Source organism: Pseudoalteromonas sp. SR44-8 (assembly GCF_014163635.1).
Lineage (GTDB): Bacteria > Pseudomonadota > Gammaproteobacteria > Enterobacterales > Alteromonadaceae > Pseudoalteromonas > Pseudoalteromonas rhizosphaerae.
On the sequence record NZ_JACJDS010000002.1, the window covers coordinates 97,415 to 114,768 of the forward strand.

Sequence of the window (17,354 nt, forward strand, 5' to 3'; positions counted from 1 at the left end):
ACCATTATGGTAAGTAGTAAAATCGTCAGCCAATATTCTGGTGAGCTACCTAAATCTGAAAAAGATCGTAAAATAAAAGGTCAAACAACGCCTCTTTATGGATCATCAGATGTTTTAGGTTTGCTGGATCAAGGTAAGCTCATTGCGTGGTCCAACGGATGCGCAAGAGATATGCAAAAGTGGTGTTTAGATCAAGATGATATTGAGTCTTTAACTAAGTATGCAATTGAATATGGCCAGTACTTAGGATCTGAGTGGTGCCAACCTAAACCTAATGGACCTTGGGCTGCATGCGATGCTTATCGGTTTATACGCAAAGAGTGGAATGAAAATGCGTATAAAGAAATGGATTTTGAATATTATATTAAAGTAGCGATTGGCAAGACCGGCAAAGTATTACTTTTAGCCTCTTGCCATCCTTCTGGTTCTTGATAGGAGAACGAAAATGAAAAATACTTCTGTATGTTCAATATGTGAAGAGGGTGAGTTACACGCTCATGTTGGTTCTAACCCTGTTGAATATAAAAATACTCATAAAGAATTGCCAATGCATTACAGCGAGTGTGATTGCTGTGGTTCTGAAATAACTCTGCCTGAACAATCGCGTACAAATAAAAGATTGATGATCGCGTTTAAAAAAGAAGTCGATGGTTTACTTACAGGTAGTCAGTTAAAAGAATTACGTAATACTCTTGGTTTAACACAAGCCGAAGCCGCTCGTATTTTTGGTGGTGGCCCGGTCGCCTTTTCAAAATACGAAGCTGATGACGTAACTCAGTCTGAGGCAATGGATAAGCTATTGCGAGTTGCGCATGATGTACCGGCAGCCTTTGAGTACTTAAATCATACTCATACATACAAAGAAGCACGAATTCGCCCTGTACCAACTCATAAATGGAGTTGGACCTCTTTCACTCAATCGGTAGTTAGCAGTGAAAAACCTCGTCAAAAAGTGACAGTTATTAGCTCTAATACGCTTAAAGGCGGCCAAGGTTATACGCAGTCACAGTTACAGGCAGTTGGCTAAAATGAATAAAGACACTTTACAAAAAGCGATTGAAAACTTACAAATTCAAGACTTATACGTGCGCAATGTGAATGCACAATGTAGCGATGGCTTTGATCCAAAGTACTCTAATCTAGATGGCTGCATCATTCAGAGCAAGCACTTAGTAACAAAGTCTGAAACGATTCAAAATGACGATGGTGATTTATTATTTCGTGTGTTTGTCGAAGTAGGAGTGAAGTGGGTCAAAGAGGAAAGCGAAGATGCTGACATGCTAGCTTTAATAGAAAGCGAGTTTGTCGCGGAGTATTTACTGAAGGCTGAAATAGGCCCTGAGTGCTTAGACGAATTTGCTCTTAATAATGTTAGTTATCATGTTTGGCCTTACTGGAGAGAACTACTTTCTGCTCAGTGCGAGCGAATGAGGCTACCTCGTATATCACTGCCAATGATGCAAATAGCTCAAAACCAAGATGTATTAGAATAACAGCATGATAATTAGTTTAACCTAGCACACTGCTAATATTTGGTATCAAGTGTGTGCTAGGTTAAATTTAATTGTAAGGCACGCTAGTAATAATTCCATTGCTAACTTTAAACCCTTGATAAGTTAAATATTTAGTGAGTTTGCCTTGATAGGTCACACCATTTTTTTTTAATATGATACCAACATTAAAGAGTGGCATTGATAATTTTATTAATTGCTTTTCATTTAGGGTCAAATTATGAGTCGTATTAATGGTCTTCAAGTTAGTGTTACTACACAAAGAGTGTTGTGAAATATAAGTAACATCAAATTTTTGAGATAAATGACTAACATCTTCAATAAAAGTTTTATCATTACTGGCAAAGTAAATTTTAGTTAATTTGGCTTCTTTACTTTTCATAAATGCCAATTCAATAACCCTAGATTTTATTCTAAGATCAGCTTCTTGAGGTTCTGTTTTGACCAATAAAAAATTTGCTTTTGAAAATTGTTCAGATTTAATCCATCTAGATGAGCTTTCAATAGTGCAAAAAATTTCAATCTTTAAATTATAGTTCATTACTTCATGAGAAATTATAGAGGATATTGTCTTTGGGGATAGGTTATCACCATCGATTAACATTAAGCACTTTATGTTAGGCTTTATAAAACGCTTAGCTAGGCTTTCAATTTGATTAAATAAATTCATTTCGCTTCTCTTTAGTCAAAAAAAACCCATCCTGAAAAGTATACGACTTCAACAAAACGGGTCTGTTGTAAATATCAAAGATTAGTGTTTATAGGCGCTTTTTTTCCTGTACATATATGCCGAAAGTGTGTTCCTTAAATGAAGCTAAGACATCAAAGCTCGCTATAATTTTAATAGTTTGCCCCTCTTTAGGTATGCTGTTTTCAGTTAAAACCCAAATATTACCGCTGCTATCTTGTACTTTAAAAAGCTTAAAGTTCAATACTTTCGTTGCATCTACAACCTTACCTTCAATTAATATGTCCTTATCGAAAAAGTAATTTGGGTTAGCTTTTACTTCGCTAATTTGTGTATTTTCAGTGTTTAAGTTATCGACATACCCGCCGCACCCTAAAAGTGAAGTACATAAAAGAAGCACTAGAGATTTCATAATATTGAACCTTTAGTTTTGCCAGACAACATACCAATTCTTTCGTCTAAAATATCATTAAAGCGTGCAATTAAAAGAGACTGAACTCTGAAATGGTTTTCAATTTTTTCTTGAAAAGCTTTCTTTCTCATCTCTTGCATTAATGGGATTGCGCATTGCTCGATTTTTTCCATCTCACTCAAGCAGTTCTTTTCAAATGCATCATCTATTTTCGAAAGGTTTTCAGCCAATTCGTCAGACATTCTTTGAAAGTCTTCACCAAGTCTTTTTCTGATAGCCGACTTTCCTGATTCTAAAACAGAATTAGCTGTCTCTGTTACCATTTGTGCTTCAAACTCTCGTACGACTCCATGTATTCGTTTTCTACACATAACCTCTTGTTCAGCTAATTGAACTTCACATTCAATTAGTTTTTTAGCCACACTGCTGGGGAATATTCGACTTAGCATTCCATTGCCTAAATGCGTTTTCTCCAGCTCATTGTATTTAGAGGCTGAATCGCCTATTTCCTGTCCTATTTCTGTGTCAAAAAGCGGGTTATTTTTGAGATTACTATTTGAATCGTTCATAACGTTTACTCCGTTGGTTTTGGGTGCTAAATAAAGGTTTTACTGGTTGCTTCCATTTCATCGTAAATATCTTCCATTGAGTGTTTCGCCTCTGCTTTTGCTTGTTGGGCTTGAGCTGAAAATTTAGTTGTCTCAGTGACGTTGAATAAGGCTGCCTCTTCCATTTGTTCTTTTCGCTCAATATAGCGACTAATCCCTTGCTTATAGGTATTAGCTAACCAGCTAGAAAGATAAATTATTAGGGCTTCAAGCATCACTGTAACAAGCAAGGAAAAAAGCCATACGATAGATAAATACTGCATATCCCAGTCAAATGTCTGCAAAGCCCTTTTTAGGTCGAGAATAATTGCTAGTTTTGAGCGATCGTCATCAAAGTAGTTTTTATCTAAGATACTGTTTTGGGCCAATTTAAATTCTTTAAAAAGAAGAGCACGCTCAGCATCTATTTTTTCTATGCTTTTGTTTAATAGTGATGTTTTATCTTCCATCGCTTTATCAAGTGAAGCTATTGCATAGTTTAAGTCAGCTTTCTTTACTCTTTCTAAAGCGGCCACACGGGGCCCATCAGATATGCCGTTAATAACATTCTTTGCTTCAGTAGTAATATTTGAAGTTAACGTTTTACTGCCATGAATCGCTAGTTCTTTGATGAGTTCAGCTTGCGCTTCAAACTTGCTGTTAATGGCTATTTTTTTTGCAGCTGCCTTTGCATCGAGCAGTACGGTTTGTTCCTGATAATTTTTCTTTAGAATATCAAGGTCATATTTTTTTATTTGTTCAGCATTCGGTGCAGATAACCATGTCGTCAGCAATAGCAAGGTCATCAGGGCTGAAAAGACGATTAACATTATTCGTATTAAATGGGGAAGAATTACAGTTTTTCTTGGGTTTACTGCTTTTGATACAGCAATAAACAGAGGAACTAATGTTTTGAAAGCATTACAAGCTAAAACAAGGGTAATAGTTACGGCTGGTGATATAGCAAAAATTTGTAATGCTGCAACTACTTCAAAAATAAAGCTCACAACAATTAAGGATAGTAATAGCACTACCCCAAAGAAAATAATCGAGTTAACTAGCATCCCCTTATTAACAGTGTATGGATCGTGTATGGCATGGTTTTTATTTGGTCGCGAATAGCTAGTTTTCATGATGATTACCCCTTGATTTCAAATCAAAATGTCAATTCTAAAATTAACTTCTTGCTCTTTATTTCTTAAACAAATAAATGACACTTCTAATTTTGCATGTGTTGATTTAGAGAGCTAGTGAGGTTTTTGAATAGGCGTGTAGCTATTTCGGATAGTCTCGGTTTAATTTAAAAAAATTAGTTAAAGACATACAAAAAACTTTTTCGTTTTTCTTGTCTGGTTGGTCCTGTGTGATGGGCTCTTGTATATAAAAAAAACAAATTAAAACGAAAAACTCCGAAAAAAGTACTCGTAAGCTAGGTGTCGTTATATTATTTTATTTTTTTATAAAAAAAAGAGGGTCTTATGGATCTAGGTATATTAACCGTTTTTGTTATTTCACTTATCTTGACAGTTATTGCTGCATACATAGGTAGAAAGCATACTTCTGCTGACACTTCAAATGGGCTAGCAAGTAATAAACTCAATAAGTGGATGATTGGGCTTAGTGCTGGTGCAACTGCTAATAGTGGCTTTGTTGTAACAGGAGCTGTTGGACTTGGGTACTTATATGGAATGCAATGGGTTCTTTTACCTATAGCTTGGTTGTTAGGAGACGTTTTATTTTGGAGAACCTGTCCGTCAAAAATAAATAGTTTAGCAATATCCAGTAAGGCTCAGACAATGTCTCAAATTATTGAGCAAGGTGTTGTAGGCAGCAGCGATGAGCGACGATATTTAAAGTATTACGTTTCTATTTTAGTTGTTGTTTGTTTGAGTGGTTACTTAAGCTCGCAATGGATTGCGGGGGAAAAGTTTTTAAATGGAACCTTTGAATTTGGTACATGGCTGTCGTTTAGTATCTTTGCTATTACTATAATTATATACAGTGTAATTGGAGGTTTTAAAGGTTCTGTATATGCGGATAGCTTTCAAGCTATAATTCGTTTCATTGGGACAATCCTGGCGTTATTTGGCGTTATTTATGTGATTAATGTTAACCCAGCAGCATTTGAACAAAATATAAAAATATTAGATGATAGTTTTTTTTCTATATTTGGTTCTATGACTTTATTCAGCACTATTAGTTTTATCATTGGTTATAGTTTTGCTGCGATAGGTTTTGGTTTAGGGCAGCCACAGATAGTTACCAGATATATGTCCGGCTCATCGCCGGAAGAAACAGCTAAAGCCAAGTGGATATATATCTTTTTTGTTCAATTCACGTGGATTGCGATGACTGTTTTTGGGATGCTTCTTAGGGGGGTCGAAACTGATTTACAAGATCCTGAACAAGGTCTGGCAATATTTTTTGTAAATAATTTTCATTACATTATAACAGGGATAATCATAGCTGACATATTTGCAACTATAGCTGCTTCCACAAATTCACTATTAATTACTCTTTCACAGACGATAGTACATGACATGGAGTTTATAAAAAGTAAACATCTATCTAAAGATCCTATTACTGTGTTCTCATTCATAATAGGTATAACAACAATGCTTTTGGCATGGCAGTTTAAAGGTAATAGTGTTTTTGATATTGCGATTAGTTCAGTTTCATTTTTGGGAGCGGCAATTGCAGTTCCTATGCTAATAATTATTAATAAAATAAAAATTACTGCTAAAGAAATATTTATTATTAGTCTTTCAGGTTTATGTACTTCAGTGGTTTGGAAGCTGGGCCCTTACACGAGCTCGGTCAATGAAATAGTACCTGCTGTTTTTATGTCTTTAGTGATATATTTCATACAAAAAAGGGCTATTAAATGAGTGTTAAAGATTGGAAAAGTAAGAAGGAGATAGTCAGGCTCCTTTATAATGAGATGAGCGATGAACAAGTAATTGTGAGGATATATTATGATCAAGGGAACTTTAATTTCACACTAGAGGGATTAATAGATTTTTATAAATATCGCTGGGGCAAACCTGGCCGGCCTCTCTTAAAACGAAATAATAAATATATTCACTTTTTTAAAGTTTTATCTATTGAGTTAGGTTTAGATGAAGAAGTATTTGGAAATCAGATTGTTTATGGCGACCTAATTGATTTTATGAGAGCTTTACCTGTGGAAGGGCTGGAAAGAGTAAGAAGTGCAATCAATAATCATGAAATCGAAGATAAGCTAATTGAAAAGTGTATAGAGTCTGAATTAAATCTCATTACCAAACAGTTCGATGAACCGAGTCAAAACCTTAATTTAAATATTGAAGTACCTAAAAGCGCTAGTTGGTTCGCCATATATCATAAAAGTGGTGAGAAAAAGAAAACGATTGAACAGGCTTTTTTTAATAACTCCCTAGACCAGTCTGCTTTTTATCAGACCCCAGAATCAGTTTTGCGCTGGCAGCAAATAATCGAACACCCTCTGTATGAGGGGTTTGATGCTTGCAAAGGAACGTTAAAAAAGTTTGTTAAAACTAGTCATTGGAAAAGTTTAATAAATTCAAAAGATTTTGATGGGTGTATAGTGCTCACTGGCGGGGGGGCACCAGAAAAAGATCTAATAATAACTTCAAGTATAATCAACGAAATAACACCAAAAAAACCTATATTACATGCATTGATTGACACTAGCTCATATATGCTAAGTTATTCAATTAATTTTATAGAAGAACGTATAAATACAAATCTGAATGTTTTATCAAGTTATATTGATTTTAAGTTTTTAGAATGTGATATTTTTCAATTAAGTGACTTATGGCTAAAGAAGAAGGGGAAAAATTATTGTTGGTTTATTCCGGGTGGTACTTTAGGGAATTTATCTGAAAAAGCAGTATTTGAACTTCTTGCTTCTCAATGTAACGAAGGCGATATGCTAGTTCTTGGTATTGGTATTGTGCCAACTTCAGGAAGAGCAGAAGATATTGGTAGACTAAAAGATCAGTTAATTGAAGAATATAAGTCAGATGAAGTTATGGACTTATTAAAAATTCCTATTCAATCTTTATGCGGTGTTTTTAATCAAAAGAATAACCTTGTTGAAAATGTAATGAAGACATGGAAGTTGGATGTGCTTGAGGATAATGAATCTTCAGATGTAAAAGGCTCATTAACTCCAGTTGCATCTGTAGAGTTGGAAAGTAAAGAAAGAGTTGAGTTATTTAAAAGCACAAGATATGACCTTGATGAGCTCATTTTATTTGCTAAGAAGTATAGGTTTGAATATATTAACAATATATCCCATGGGGATGAGAGTTACTGTCAAGTTGTTTTTAAGCGAGAAGCGACTCGCTAAACTTATTGGCTCTGGAAGCTAAACTGAATTTAAGGTGTATCAGTTATTTATTAGTGATCAATAATTTCTTTTTCACGGGTAGTTTCGTAGATTTTTTAGTAAACTCTCATCATTACGAAAAGTACAAAAGCATAGTTTCACTTTTAGTACCCACATTAGTACCCATGGCCTAAGGCCTGAAATTAAAGGTCATATAAATCAAATGAGTAGAGCAGGAATACAGTGGTTCCCTGGGCATATGAATAAAGCCCGTAATGAAATTAAAGAAATAATGCCACAAATGGATGTGATCATTGAAGTGCTTGATGCGCGCATTCCTTACAGTAGTGAAAACCCGATGGTGGCGACGTTGCGTGAAGGTAAGCCGGTCATCAAAATTTTGAATAAAGCTGATTTAGCCGATCCTAAAATGACGCAAACGTGGAAGGATTACTTTGAGCAAGAAAATGGCGTAAAAGCGATTGCGTTTGGTAATGATAAAGCGGCTGAAGTTCATCGTATTAATGAACTGTGTAAAAAATTAGTACCACACAAAGTCGGTGCTGATAAGCAAATTAAAGCCATGATCATGGGTATTCCTAACGTGGGTAAATCTACGTTAATTAATGTGTTAGCGGGTCGTATTGTTGCGAAAACAGGCAACGAACCGGCGGTTACTAAAGCGCAGCAACGTATTAAGCTAGAAGACGGCATCATGCTTTACGACACACCGGGTATGTTGTGGCCAAAAGTTGAAAATGAAAACTCAGGCTACCGTTTAGGTGCTACAGGTGCGATACGTGATACCGCACTTGAATATGAAGAAGTCGCTAGTTACACCGCTGAATATCTATTGCGGGCGTATCCTGAACTTTTAAAAGCGCGTTATAAAATTGATGAATTACCTGAAAATGATTGGGAATTTGTTGAAATGGCGGGTAAAAAGCGTGGTTGTATTCGTGGTGGTAACCAAATTGATACTTATAAAATGTCAGAAATTCTAATTAATGAATTACGCGATGGCATAATTGGTCGTATCACTATGGAAACTCCAGCTATGCGTGAAGAAGAAGAAGTGATGGTTGCAGGGCTTCGTGCTGCGGCTGAGGCTAAAAAAGCCGCTAAAGAAGAAGAGAAAAAACAACGTCGAGCACGAGCACGTAAAAACCGCCGGTAATTGTTTTTCCACTGGTTAGCTCACTAAATTACAGACATAAAAAAAGCCCGTAAGGGCTTTTTTAGTTTCATATCTACCGTCACCGATATGAGCAATGTAGCAAGTAAAATAGTAGGGCGGTTACCTGTCACCAACATCAAGGGGCGTTGCGGTTAGTAACAGGTAACCTTAGCTGTTTACGTGCGCCACACGTGTTTCAGGGTCGAGAAACAAATCAGTTTATTCCGTACAAGTCGTTGTGCTTTGCGTCTTGTTGATATTGATTATCAGTTAGATCTTGTGATCTGTCAACACTCATTTGCAAATAATTCTCATTTATTTTATTTGCTGATAAAAACAACAAATAAAGCACTTTGTTGGCATTAATATTACACAGCCCGACTTCTTGCTGATATTAGATTATTTTGCATTGCTAATGCTTATGGCGTCTTATTACTTGCAATGCGGTTATTTATTTGTTCTACCAATTCTTTATCTTTGCTTCCTTCGCTATTAACTATAAGTAAAAAGTGCTCGCCTTGTTTGTCGATAACTTTAATCACTGTATTATCAAGTTGTGTTCTGCCATAAGTGACTTCGACGCTAGTAACATCCTTAAAGTGTTTTAAGTTTGATTCAAGTTGGCCTTGTTCATTTTGCCAATAGCTAAAAATGTAGTTGTCGCTTATACCATTGCCGTCGTTACGAAAATCTACCCACGCATCGCTGTAAAAATATAAAACATCTTCATCAATAGGTACTAATTGATGGCGTTTTAAGAATTGCATTTGAAATGACCACAATTTATCGCCTTTTACGATAGCGGTACTCGGTAATAAATAGACTTCTTCCAGTAAGCTTAAAAATAAAATAGGTACCCAGATTATGGCGATAACTATATTTCTTACTCGCCATTTAGAATTGTATGCAAGTGCGTCAGATGATTGGTTTAGGTGTTGAATGTAATTAACTAATGGCAGCCATAAAAATGGCAGGATACAAATAGCTATAGTAGTTGCTTCGTCAATACGGGTCATGAGACTTGCCAAAATAACCAGTAACCACGCAATAATTGCCAAGACGTTTGGCATGATTTTATTTTTATTGTGCTGCGTTTGGCTGTGTGCAACTAGCTCTAAATATAAAGAGTAATAAAAAAATATCGCGAAAATCCCGCGAGCAATCGGCATGATATGACTATTTTGCTGTATTTTAATTGCTTTCCAGTTGCGATAACTCCAGTAGTTAATAAAAAGTCCTAAAGTAAAAATACTATAAAGAATAAACTTTGCATTAGTAACTGGGTAAAACTGCGCATCACTAAATGTTGGGCGCTTTGCTGACTCGATACGCCATGCCACAATAAAAAATATCAGTGCGAGCAGGTAAGCAAGTAATACTACAATGATCCAATTATCGTTTAAATCAAAACTGCTAGTGGTATCTGCAGTTACATATTTAACAATGCCAAACTGCGCATTGTCGATTAGCTTGTCTCGTTCGCTCAGGTACAGTTTAATCTGATCAGCTGGAATATGATCTTGTTTGGCGCTAAATGAAAAATCGAGTGTTAATATATTGTCCGTAAAGTGGATATTCTTTTTGAAATTAAAGAACGCATTATCAATTTCACTTTGCTTATTATCAAAGTGCCAATTTGGTTCTTCAAATTTTATTTTAATCGTTGTTTCAATATTATTTGGGTACTTAAAATACAGCGGCGTTGTGCGATTAATTTGATCGGGTTCGTAAACGCTATTTTGTATCTCTGAGGCATAAAAGTCAGCTCTGAGTCCTTCGTCGTCAGGTTGCCAAAAATCATTAATAAGGTAAAACTCGTCACTTAACAGCTCGCCGTTATTTGTATTCTCAGTTACCGTCATCGGCTTATCAATGGCTATGCCTTGAAAATAGCCTTGGTAATATTCTAGGTAATCTTTCGCTATTTTATCGAGTCCATTGCGGGCTAATGAACTGCGTCTATTTACAGCATCAAACTGGCTATATATGTAACTAGTTTGAAATGTTGTTGGCTGTTCAGGTTTAAGAGCTATGGTGTAGTTATCATGCGTTTTAATTGTAATACCATCGACAGGGGGACTCATTTTTGTAAGCTGTTGCTCAAAAGGTTTAACAATCAATGCATAACCATAATTTGGTTGTGCTAAATGCGCTAAAGTTCCGGTTTGATAGTTTATTGTTGGATCTAGCCAATAACGTTGACCTGCATGCTCAAGCGTGACAATGACATGATCAAATATTTGTGCTGAGGCTGGTAGTTCAATTAACCGTTTACCTTCGTCAGTGTTCACTAATGCAGGATAGGCTTTGATCCCCATTGCTTTAAGTAATGAAATTAGCAGTACGGTTTTGTCTTTACAATCACCATAACGAAGTGCCAGAGTTTCAGATGCCGACGTTGGTTGGTGGGAGTTAGTACCCATCTCCAAGCCTAAATAACGAACCTCGTCTTGACTGAATTTTAATGCAGCGGCGATACGATCGGAGGCTTGTGGATTATGCATGGCTATTTCATCGGCAATGAGTGTTACAGGATCTGTTACTTCTATTGCGGATTGATATAAAGGGGCTGCCCAGTTAGCAACTTCCTGCCATGATTTTAATTCAGAGAAAAAAACCTGTTTATACGGGTTATACCAATATGGTGTTTGGCTTGAAGATGTGATTGTTGCTTGATTGTGTAAGCTGATTTGATAGTCATGACCAACAGCGAGCGGGGTGTCTTTTATGTCAACCTCGCCGTTAATTGTATTGATATAAAGTGGTGTGGGTTTTTGCCATAACACACGCATAAATTGTTGCGCCACCGGTACCGACCAGTTTAATGTGCGAGACGCGCTAAAATGTTGGTAAATAGGGTTGCGGCCAGTAATCGTAAAGCTGTAATCGAGCTGGTCGTTAATGCGCATATCATCAACAATAATATTTAAACTTAGGCTGCCGTTGTAAATTCCATTGGCTAATTCGGTTTCTCGTTGTAAGACCTTAAATTGTGCGCTAGCGAGTTTATTTATGTATTGCCCATCTCGGATAAGGCCAAGACTATTGAGTGTGAGGGTTTGATAACTGGGATCAAAGTCTAAATTAAGTTGGCTAATGTAATCGATGCCAGTTTGGTTCACCGCCTGCATCACAGTACGCGTGTAGCGCTGCTGAGGATGTTGAGCAGATACTTTTATTTGGGTATCAAGTAATCGGTAATAAGTACCATCGACGATTTGGTTGACTGGGATTTCCGTTTTAATCAGTGGCTGTTGTTTCACCCAATCATCTGCAGCTTGGATTTGGTATTCTTGGCTGGTGCTATAAAAACTTATAACTAAAAAACACACACTGAGTGTGAGGCTCGTTAATTGAGTCCATTTCATTATTGTTCTTCTTTTTGGCTGGTTTTAAGTGTCCCTATTGTTGTTAGATTACCAAGCTATGGCTTATAAGCCAATAAAATACAGGGCATTATCTTGGTAAGGTAACTAATACACGAGTACCTTGACCTTCAGGATTGGCTAATAATTGTAACTGACCACCTTGATTACGAATGAGTTCGCGGCTGATCACTAAACCGATCCCTGCGCCTTGCGCTTTTGTTGAATAAAAAGGCACAAATAGGTTTTCAGGATTTGTAATACCAGTGCCGTTATCGAGCAGCTTAATAACAACTTTATCTTTATGTTGTTGCCAGCTAAGAGTAGGTGCGCTTCTACCTCCGGCTTCAAAGGCATTTTTAATTAGGTTGATCAGTGCTTGTTCTAACTGGCCTAAATCTACATTGAAGTGCTGAGGTTCAGTTGCTTGAATAACTAACTGTGGAAATAAGGCATGTAATCTCAGATTGATTTGTTCTGTGGTTACGGCTTGCTTATTAGCGGCAGGCAGCTGTGAAAAGGCACTGTAACTGGCTACAAAGTCGAGCAAATGCTGGGCGCGTTTTTCAATCACTTGTAGCATGTCGCTGGCTAAATCAGGTGCATTACTGATCTGTCCTTGCTGCTTCATGATCTGAAGAGACTGACTCATTGAGTAAATCGGTGTGAGGGAGTTTCTAACTTCATGATTAAGTACGCGTATTAATCGCTGCCATACTTGTTGCTCGTTGCTACGTAGTTGTTGCTCAATCGAAAATAATGTCAGTAATTCGTAGCTTCGCCCTGCACGCCAAAATGTTTGTGATGAGATATGAAAACGCTGCTCAAAACATGAATCATCATGTTGTTGCCACATGCCTTGGTTATATATGAGGCCGAGATTATTTGCTGTTAAACCTGCAACGTCAGGAGTGGTTAAACTATTTAAGAATGCTTGATTAGTGAAATAGACTAATCCGTGCGGGTCTAAAATAACAATGGGTAAATCAAGCATGCCAACAAACTCAAATACAAACTCTTCGGTTTGTATGTAATGACGTTTATTTTTAGCAATTTTGTTACTGAGTTTATTAAAGTCGGCTTTTAAGCTTGTAATGCGCCCACCTTGGTATTTGGCTAAGTGCCAGCTATTGCTTTCGTTATTCGCAAGGGCATCAAGTTGTAAGCCAAACCGATCGAGTACATCAGTAACTAGCCGATAACTTTTTAGCGCCGCAAGTACCGTTAGAGTGACCAACGGCAATAATATACTGATACTGGCAAACCAATCTAAATCCCAGCTGATCGTAAGCAAAATACATAACGTCAGCAGGATAAAAACCATCAAATAAAGGTAGCGTTTAAGGTGCTGTTCAAGTGACTGGTTGGTTGGCATTTAACTGTCTGCTTCTTTTAAATCAAGCTGATGCTTATCGATGCGCCTGTAAATAGCTGATTTACTTAATCCTAAAAATTCCCCAGCAGCAATAACATTGCCATTAAATTCAGCCAGTGCTTTTTGGATCATTTGTTTTTCTAGCTCCTCCAGCGGTAATAGCGGTAATGATTGATTGGCTGCTGCGCTATGGCTGATGCTTGCTTCACTACTGGGTTGTGCAAGAATTAAATCACAGGCGCCAATATTGTCGTTGTCGCTCATAATCACGGCTCGCTCAACACAATGGCTAAGCTCTCTTACATTACCAGGCCAATGGTACTGGGTAAGCGCCAGCGTCGCTTCGCCAGTCAGTGTCATGCCGCTGCGCTGATATTTTTTACTGTGTGTTGCCAACAAGTGATTAGCCAGCTCAACGATATCTTCCGGGCGTTCGCGCAGGGGCGGAATGTGTAGTTCAATGGTGTTGAGTCGAAACAGCAAATCGCGGCGAAATTCGCCCTCTTCAATCGCTTTGGCAAGCTCTGCATTGGTTGCAGCAATAATACGAACGTCGGCAATTTTGGTTTGACTGGAGCCGAGCACTTCAAATTCTTGGCTTTCGAGTACGCGCAGCATTTTACTTTGCAACTCCAGCGGCAAAGTGGCTATTTCATCTAAAAATAAGGTACCGCTATTGGCTATTTCAAAGCGGCCTAAGCGGTCTTCTTTGGCATCAGTAAAAGCGCCTTTTTTATGACCAAATAATTCACTTTCAAATAATGATGGGGCAATAGCACCAATGTTTACGCTAACGAAGCGTTGCTCACTGCGGTTTGAATGTTGATGTATGTAATGTGCTAAGAGGCTCTTGCCAGTGCCATTTTCGCCAGTAATTAAAATGCTGGCATTGGTTTGGGCTGCGCGTTTAGCTCGGGCTAATAACTGTTGCATAGTGGCTGACAGGGCAATGTAATTAGCATCGCTGGTGCTATGCAATGCTTTTAAACAAGCATTGTCGTGGTTGGTTTTTTGTTGTTTCAGCTGCTGTTGTACCACCGCAGTTAAGCGCAGGTTGTTCCATGGCTTTTCAACAAAATCGACCGCACCCAACTGCATGGCTTTTACAGCAACATCAACGCTTGCCCATGCGGTCATGACTACCACCGGGATATTAGCGCTCAGGGTCTGCAGTTGCTGTAAAAATCGCAGTCCTTCAGCGCCGGATGTGGTGTCGAGTTTAAAGTTCATATCAAGCAAAATAAGGCTTATAGCTGTGCTGCTGATTATTTCCAGCGCCTGCTCTGGGCCTTGTGCTTCAATGCACTGATAGCCAATTTGATTTAATGCCACGATGGCCGCCATGCGTACATCGGCTTGGTCGTCGATAACTAAAATTGTGTCCATTTTGTTCTTCTTGTTTCAAGCAAAAGCAAATTGCTTTACTTTTGCTTGGTTATCACATCATATTGCTTAGTCGTTACGAAGCGCAGCCATGGGTTTTGCTTTAATTAACAGTAATAATGGCCTAAAACACGCGAACATGGCAATAATTAAGGTAATTGTCCATGCCATTAATTGCAGCCGGACATCCATGATTAGCCATGACATTAGCTGTTCTTGAAGTATAAAATAACCAGCTAACACGGTTATTATTGCAAGGGCAAAGCCAACCAGCACAGGGATCACCGCCTCTTTGCTCATTAATTTAAATAAGCGTATCTTTTTAGCGCCGAGCGCCATGCGAATACCAAACTCATAACGGCGCAGACCTAGGTTATAGCTCAGCACGCCAAAGATACCTATTGCTGCTAATAATAGAGTAAATAATGCCAAGGTACTACACAGTGCTACTGTTAGGTGGCTCATATACAATAAATCATCGTACTCTTGTTGTAAGTCTCTAAATTGCCATAAAGTTAAGTGACTATTGGCTTTTCTTAATAAACTTAAAACTTGCTTGCTGGTCAGCTCAACACCTTGCTCTGTTTCAATAACAAACATATAGCTCCAAGGCTGTGCGGGCCACCACATGTGCCGACCAAATGATTCGTCGTAGTATTTAGGGTGGTTAAAGTCCTCCGTTATACCGACAATTTCAAACATTTTATCTTCAAGGCCTTTGTAGCTTTTACCGATAACATTTGTGTACTCCTGGTCGGGTAATAGCCATTTAGCGACACTGATAGATACCAATAACTCGTTAGTTTCACCGCGCATTGCTTGCTCACTAAAAGTACGCCCAGCGAGTATTTTTGTGCCCACTAAATCAAAGTAATCAGGCCCGACCCACTGGCTTGGAAAGAAGATTGAGCTTTTACCTGCAACATCGGTTAGGGTATTGGCATTTTGTCTTGCGGATACTGGGCTTTGCCCAAGAGCAACATCTTTAATGCCTTCGCTATTTTGTAATACTTTTTGATACTGCTTAATTTGCTCGTAGCGCTCAGCCAGTGTTGCATTGTTATTGGTTTGAAATAACTGTGCAAAGTACAGGTTTTCAGTGTCGCTACCCAGTGGGCGATTAATGGTGTCGAGTGCTTTGCTAACAATCATAATTGAAAAGCTAACTAATAAGGCTGCCACAAACATTTGTGTGCCAATTAGTATACGCACAGTACGACCAGATACTTGCGACACGCCGCCTTTGCCACTGTTTTGCATTTGGCTATTTAAGGTTTTGTAGTTAACTAAACGTGCAGTGATCACTGAGAATATGTACGCTAAAGCAATACACATAACTACCGCTATCAGCACCAAATTAAGGTCAACAGCCAAGCTGTTCACCAGTGGCAAGCGTCCTTCTGCAAGTACTTTGAATAACCGAATGCCCCAAATAGATAAAAACAGTGCAATGCTGACCGATATACTCATTAAAATGAGTGATTGCAGTAAAATGCTGCTAAATAAAGTTTTACGTTTTGCGCCCAGTACAGCTTGCAGCGCTAAGGTTTTATGCTGTGCTAACGCGCGTGAAAAAAACAAGGTGCTGACGTTTAGTACAGCGATGACCAATAGCCCCACCGCGCCTGCAAGCATCATTAAACTAAGTTGATCGTTATTGCCAAGCTCAACTTCACGATACGGTGTTACAACGGGCTTTACATCAGTAATGCCGCCATTATTGAGCCACTCAGATTTAATGTTATCAATTTGGGCTTTTAAGTCGGTTTTTACTTGCTCGTTAGTGACGCCAGGCTTTAATACTGCAATCAGTTTTAAGTTTCTAAACGTGTTGGTCCACGGGCTTTGCCAGTCATCATTATGGAAAAATCGACGGTCAGAACTGGTTGGATACCACACATCAACAGAGCCCGCTTTAATCATGTAAGGTGGGCTGAAATTAGCCGCTACAACCCCCGTTATTATATGCCCATCACCTTCAATCTCACTGGCTGTTTTTAAGGGCTTACCAATTACATCAGGGTCACTATTAAAATGTTCTTTCCAGAACTTCTCTGAAATGACCGCGCTATTATCAGCTTCTTCTAAAGTTCCGCCCTTTTTAAAGCCATGTCCGAGTAAAAAAGGAGTATGTAGGAGCTCAAAATATTCACCACCGACATACAGCACATCCTTTTTTGGTTGGCCGTCTAAGTATAAAAAAACATTTTCAGCGGCATTCATCATAAAAGCTTGCTCAAAGCTTTGATTGTTTTTAAGCCAGTGCACCATAGATTGATAACTTTGAAAGCCAACTGCATCGTAGTCGTCATAGGTTAGGCTTTGCTCAACCACCACCATGCGGGTTTCGTCAAATACATCAAGGGGTTTTAAAAAGTAACTATTTACTAGGCTTAGCACTACAAATAACGTCGCGAGAGTGAGCGCCAAGGTGGCTACAACGGCGGTAACAAACCCCGGTGCGTTCATCAGTGATGCCCACGCCAAGCGCAGTTGACTACGTGTTTTAGTTAAACGGCTCAT

14 protein-coding genes are annotated in these 17,354 nt (G+C 38.3%); 6 read left to right on the top strand and 8 right to left on the bottom strand.

From position 1 onward, the window contains the following. Nucleotides 1–6: 6 nt before the first annotated feature. From H5183_RS21610 to H5183_RS01275, 3 genes are read left to right on the top strand one after another with little or no spacing between them, the layout of a single operon-like run. A complete protein-coding gene (locus tag H5183_RS21610) occupies nt 7–432 on the top strand; it encodes a hypothetical protein (RefSeq protein WP_220496236.1) in 426 nt (141 codons plus the stop codon). A 13-nt stretch (nt 433–445) separates the two neighbouring features. Then, nucleotides 446–1,027, top strand: a complete 582-nt coding sequence (locus tag H5183_RS01270; RefSeq protein ID WP_182730706.1) for a type II toxin-antitoxin system MqsA family antitoxin — start codon at nt 446–448, stop codon at nt 1,025–1,027. A gap of 1 nt (nt 1,028) precedes the next feature. After that, a complete protein-coding gene (locus H5183_RS01275) occupies nt 1,029–1,493 on the top strand; it encodes a hypothetical protein (protein WP_220496237.1) in 465 nt (154 codons plus the stop codon). A gap of 67 nt (nt 1,494–1,560) precedes the next feature. Here the strand turns inward: H5183_RS01275 and H5183_RS01280 are convergent, their stop codons facing one another. The 4 genes from H5183_RS01280 to H5183_RS01295 all read right to left on the bottom strand — a co-directional run bounded on the left by H5183_RS01280 (nt 1,561) and on the right by H5183_RS01295 (nt 4,331). Continuing rightward, nucleotides 1,561–2,181: a hypothetical protein gene (locus H5183_RS01280; protein WP_182730708.1), complete on the bottom strand. Its 621-nt coding sequence runs from the start codon at nt 2,179–2,181 to the stop codon at nt 1,561–1,563. Between the two features lie 88 nt (nt 2,182–2,269). Further along, nucleotides 2,270–2,611 carry a hypothetical protein gene (locus tag H5183_RS01285; protein WP_182730709.1) on the bottom strand — a complete coding sequence of 114 codons (342 nt, stop codon included), beginning with the start codon at nt 2,609–2,611 and terminating at the stop codon, nt 2,270–2,272. Next, nucleotides 2,608–3,180, bottom strand: a complete 573-nt coding sequence (locus H5183_RS01290) for a hypothetical protein (protein WP_182730710.1) — start codon at nt 3,178–3,180, stop codon at nt 2,608–2,610. The genes H5183_RS01285 and H5183_RS01290 overlap by 4 nt, the downstream gene beginning before the upstream one ends. 26 nt (nt 3,181–3,206) lie before the next feature. Next, the gene (locus H5183_RS01295; RefSeq protein ID WP_182730711.1) at nt 3,207–4,331 is read right to left on the bottom strand and encodes a hypothetical protein; all 1,125 of its coding nucleotides are present in this window, start codon (nt 4,329–4,331) and stop codon (nt 3,207–3,209) included. A gap of 345 nt (nt 4,332–4,676) precedes the next feature. On the opposite strand from H5183_RS01295, the gene H5183_RS01300 reads away from it, so the two are divergent. The 3 genes from H5183_RS01300 to ylqF all read left to right on the top strand — a co-directional run bounded on the left by H5183_RS01300 (nt 4,677) and on the right by ylqF (nt 8,708). Continuing rightward, entirely contained in the window at nt 4,677–6,086 is a 1,410-nt protein-coding gene (locus H5183_RS01300; RefSeq protein WP_182730712.1) for a sodium:solute symporter family transporter, read from the top strand. After that, nucleotides 6,083–7,552 (top strand): L-histidine N(alpha)-methyltransferase, encoded by a 1,470-nt coding sequence (locus H5183_RS01305; RefSeq protein ID WP_182730713.1) that lies wholly within the window; start codon nt 6,083–6,085, stop codon nt 7,550–7,552. The genes H5183_RS01300 and H5183_RS01305 overlap by 4 nt, the downstream gene beginning before the upstream one ends. 202 nt (nt 7,553–7,754) lie before the next feature. Continuing rightward, a complete protein-coding gene (gene ylqF, locus H5183_RS01310; RefSeq protein WP_145240293.1) occupies nt 7,755–8,708 on the top strand; it encodes a ribosome biogenesis GTPase YlqF in 954 nt (317 codons plus the stop codon). Between the two features lie 419 nt (nt 8,709–9,127). Here ylqF and H5183_RS01315 read toward each other — a convergent pair whose 3' ends face one another. From H5183_RS01315 to H5183_RS01330, 4 genes are all read right to left on the bottom strand, one after another. Further along, complete coding sequence (locus H5183_RS01315) at nt 9,128–12,076, bottom strand: DUF3857 domain-containing transglutaminase family protein (RefSeq protein ID WP_182730714.1); 2,949 nt, start codon at nt 12,074–12,076, stop codon at nt 9,128–9,130. Nucleotides 12,077–12,164: 88 nt separating this feature from the next. After that, nucleotides 12,165–13,448: a PAS domain-containing sensor histidine kinase gene (locus H5183_RS01320; protein WP_182730715.1), complete on the bottom strand. Its 1,284-nt coding sequence runs from the start codon at nt 13,446–13,448 to the stop codon at nt 12,165–12,167. Continuing rightward, nucleotides 13,449–14,834: a sigma-54 dependent transcriptional regulator gene (locus H5183_RS01325; protein ID WP_145240299.1), complete on the bottom strand. Its 1,386-nt coding sequence runs from the start codon at nt 14,832–14,834 to the stop codon at nt 13,449–13,451. A gap of 66 nt (nt 14,835–14,900) precedes the next feature. Further along, entirely contained in the window at nt 14,901–17,354 is a 2,454-nt protein-coding gene (locus H5183_RS01330) for an ABC transporter permease (protein WP_149982235.1), read from the bottom strand.

Coding starts and splice junctions, on each gene's coding strand:
- H5183_RS21610 (WP_220496236.1), top strand. CDS start 7: ATGGTAAGTAGTAAAATCGTCAGCCAATATTCTGGTGAGCTACCTAAA.
- H5183_RS01270 (WP_182730706.1), top strand. CDS start 446: ATGAAAAATACTTCTGTATGTTCAATATGTGAAGAGGGTGAGTTACAC.
- H5183_RS01275 (WP_220496237.1), top strand. CDS start 1,029: ATGAATAAAGACACTTTACAAAAAGCGATTGAAAACTTACAAATTCAA.
- H5183_RS01280 (WP_182730708.1), bottom strand. CDS start 2,181: ATGAATTTATTTAATCAAATTGAAAGCCTAGCTAAGCGTTTTATAAAG.
- H5183_RS01285 (WP_182730709.1), bottom strand. CDS start 2,611: ATGAAATCTCTAGTGCTTCTTTTATGTACTTCACTTTTAGGGTGCGGC.
- H5183_RS01290 (WP_182730710.1), bottom strand. CDS start 3,180: ATGAACGATTCAAATAGTAATCTCAAAAATAACCCGCTTTTTGACACA.
- H5183_RS01295 (WP_182730711.1), bottom strand. CDS start 4,331: ATGAAAACTAGCTATTCGCGACCAAATAAAAACCATGCCATACACGAT.
- H5183_RS01300 (WP_182730712.1), top strand. CDS start 4,677: ATGGATCTAGGTATATTAACCGTTTTTGTTATTTCACTTATCTTGACA.
- H5183_RS01305 (WP_182730713.1), top strand. CDS start 6,083: ATGAGTGTTAAAGATTGGAAAAGTAAGAAGGAGATAGTCAGGCTCCTT.
- ylqF (WP_145240293.1), top strand. CDS start 7,755: ATGAGTAGAGCAGGAATACAGTGGTTCCCTGGGCATATGAATAAAGCC.
- H5183_RS01315 (WP_182730714.1), bottom strand. CDS start 12,076: ATGAAATGGACTCAATTAACGAGCCTCACACTCAGTGTGTGTTTTTTA.
- H5183_RS01320 (WP_182730715.1), bottom strand. CDS start 13,448: ATGCCAACCAACCAGTCACTTGAACAGCACCTTAAACGCTACCTTTAT.
- H5183_RS01325 (WP_145240299.1), bottom strand. CDS start 14,834: ATGGACACAATTTTAGTTATCGACGACCAAGCCGATGTACGCATGGCG.
- H5183_RS01330 (WP_149982235.1), bottom strand. CDS start 17,354: ATGAGCCGTTTAACTAAAACACGTAGTCAACTGCGCTTGGCGTGGGCA.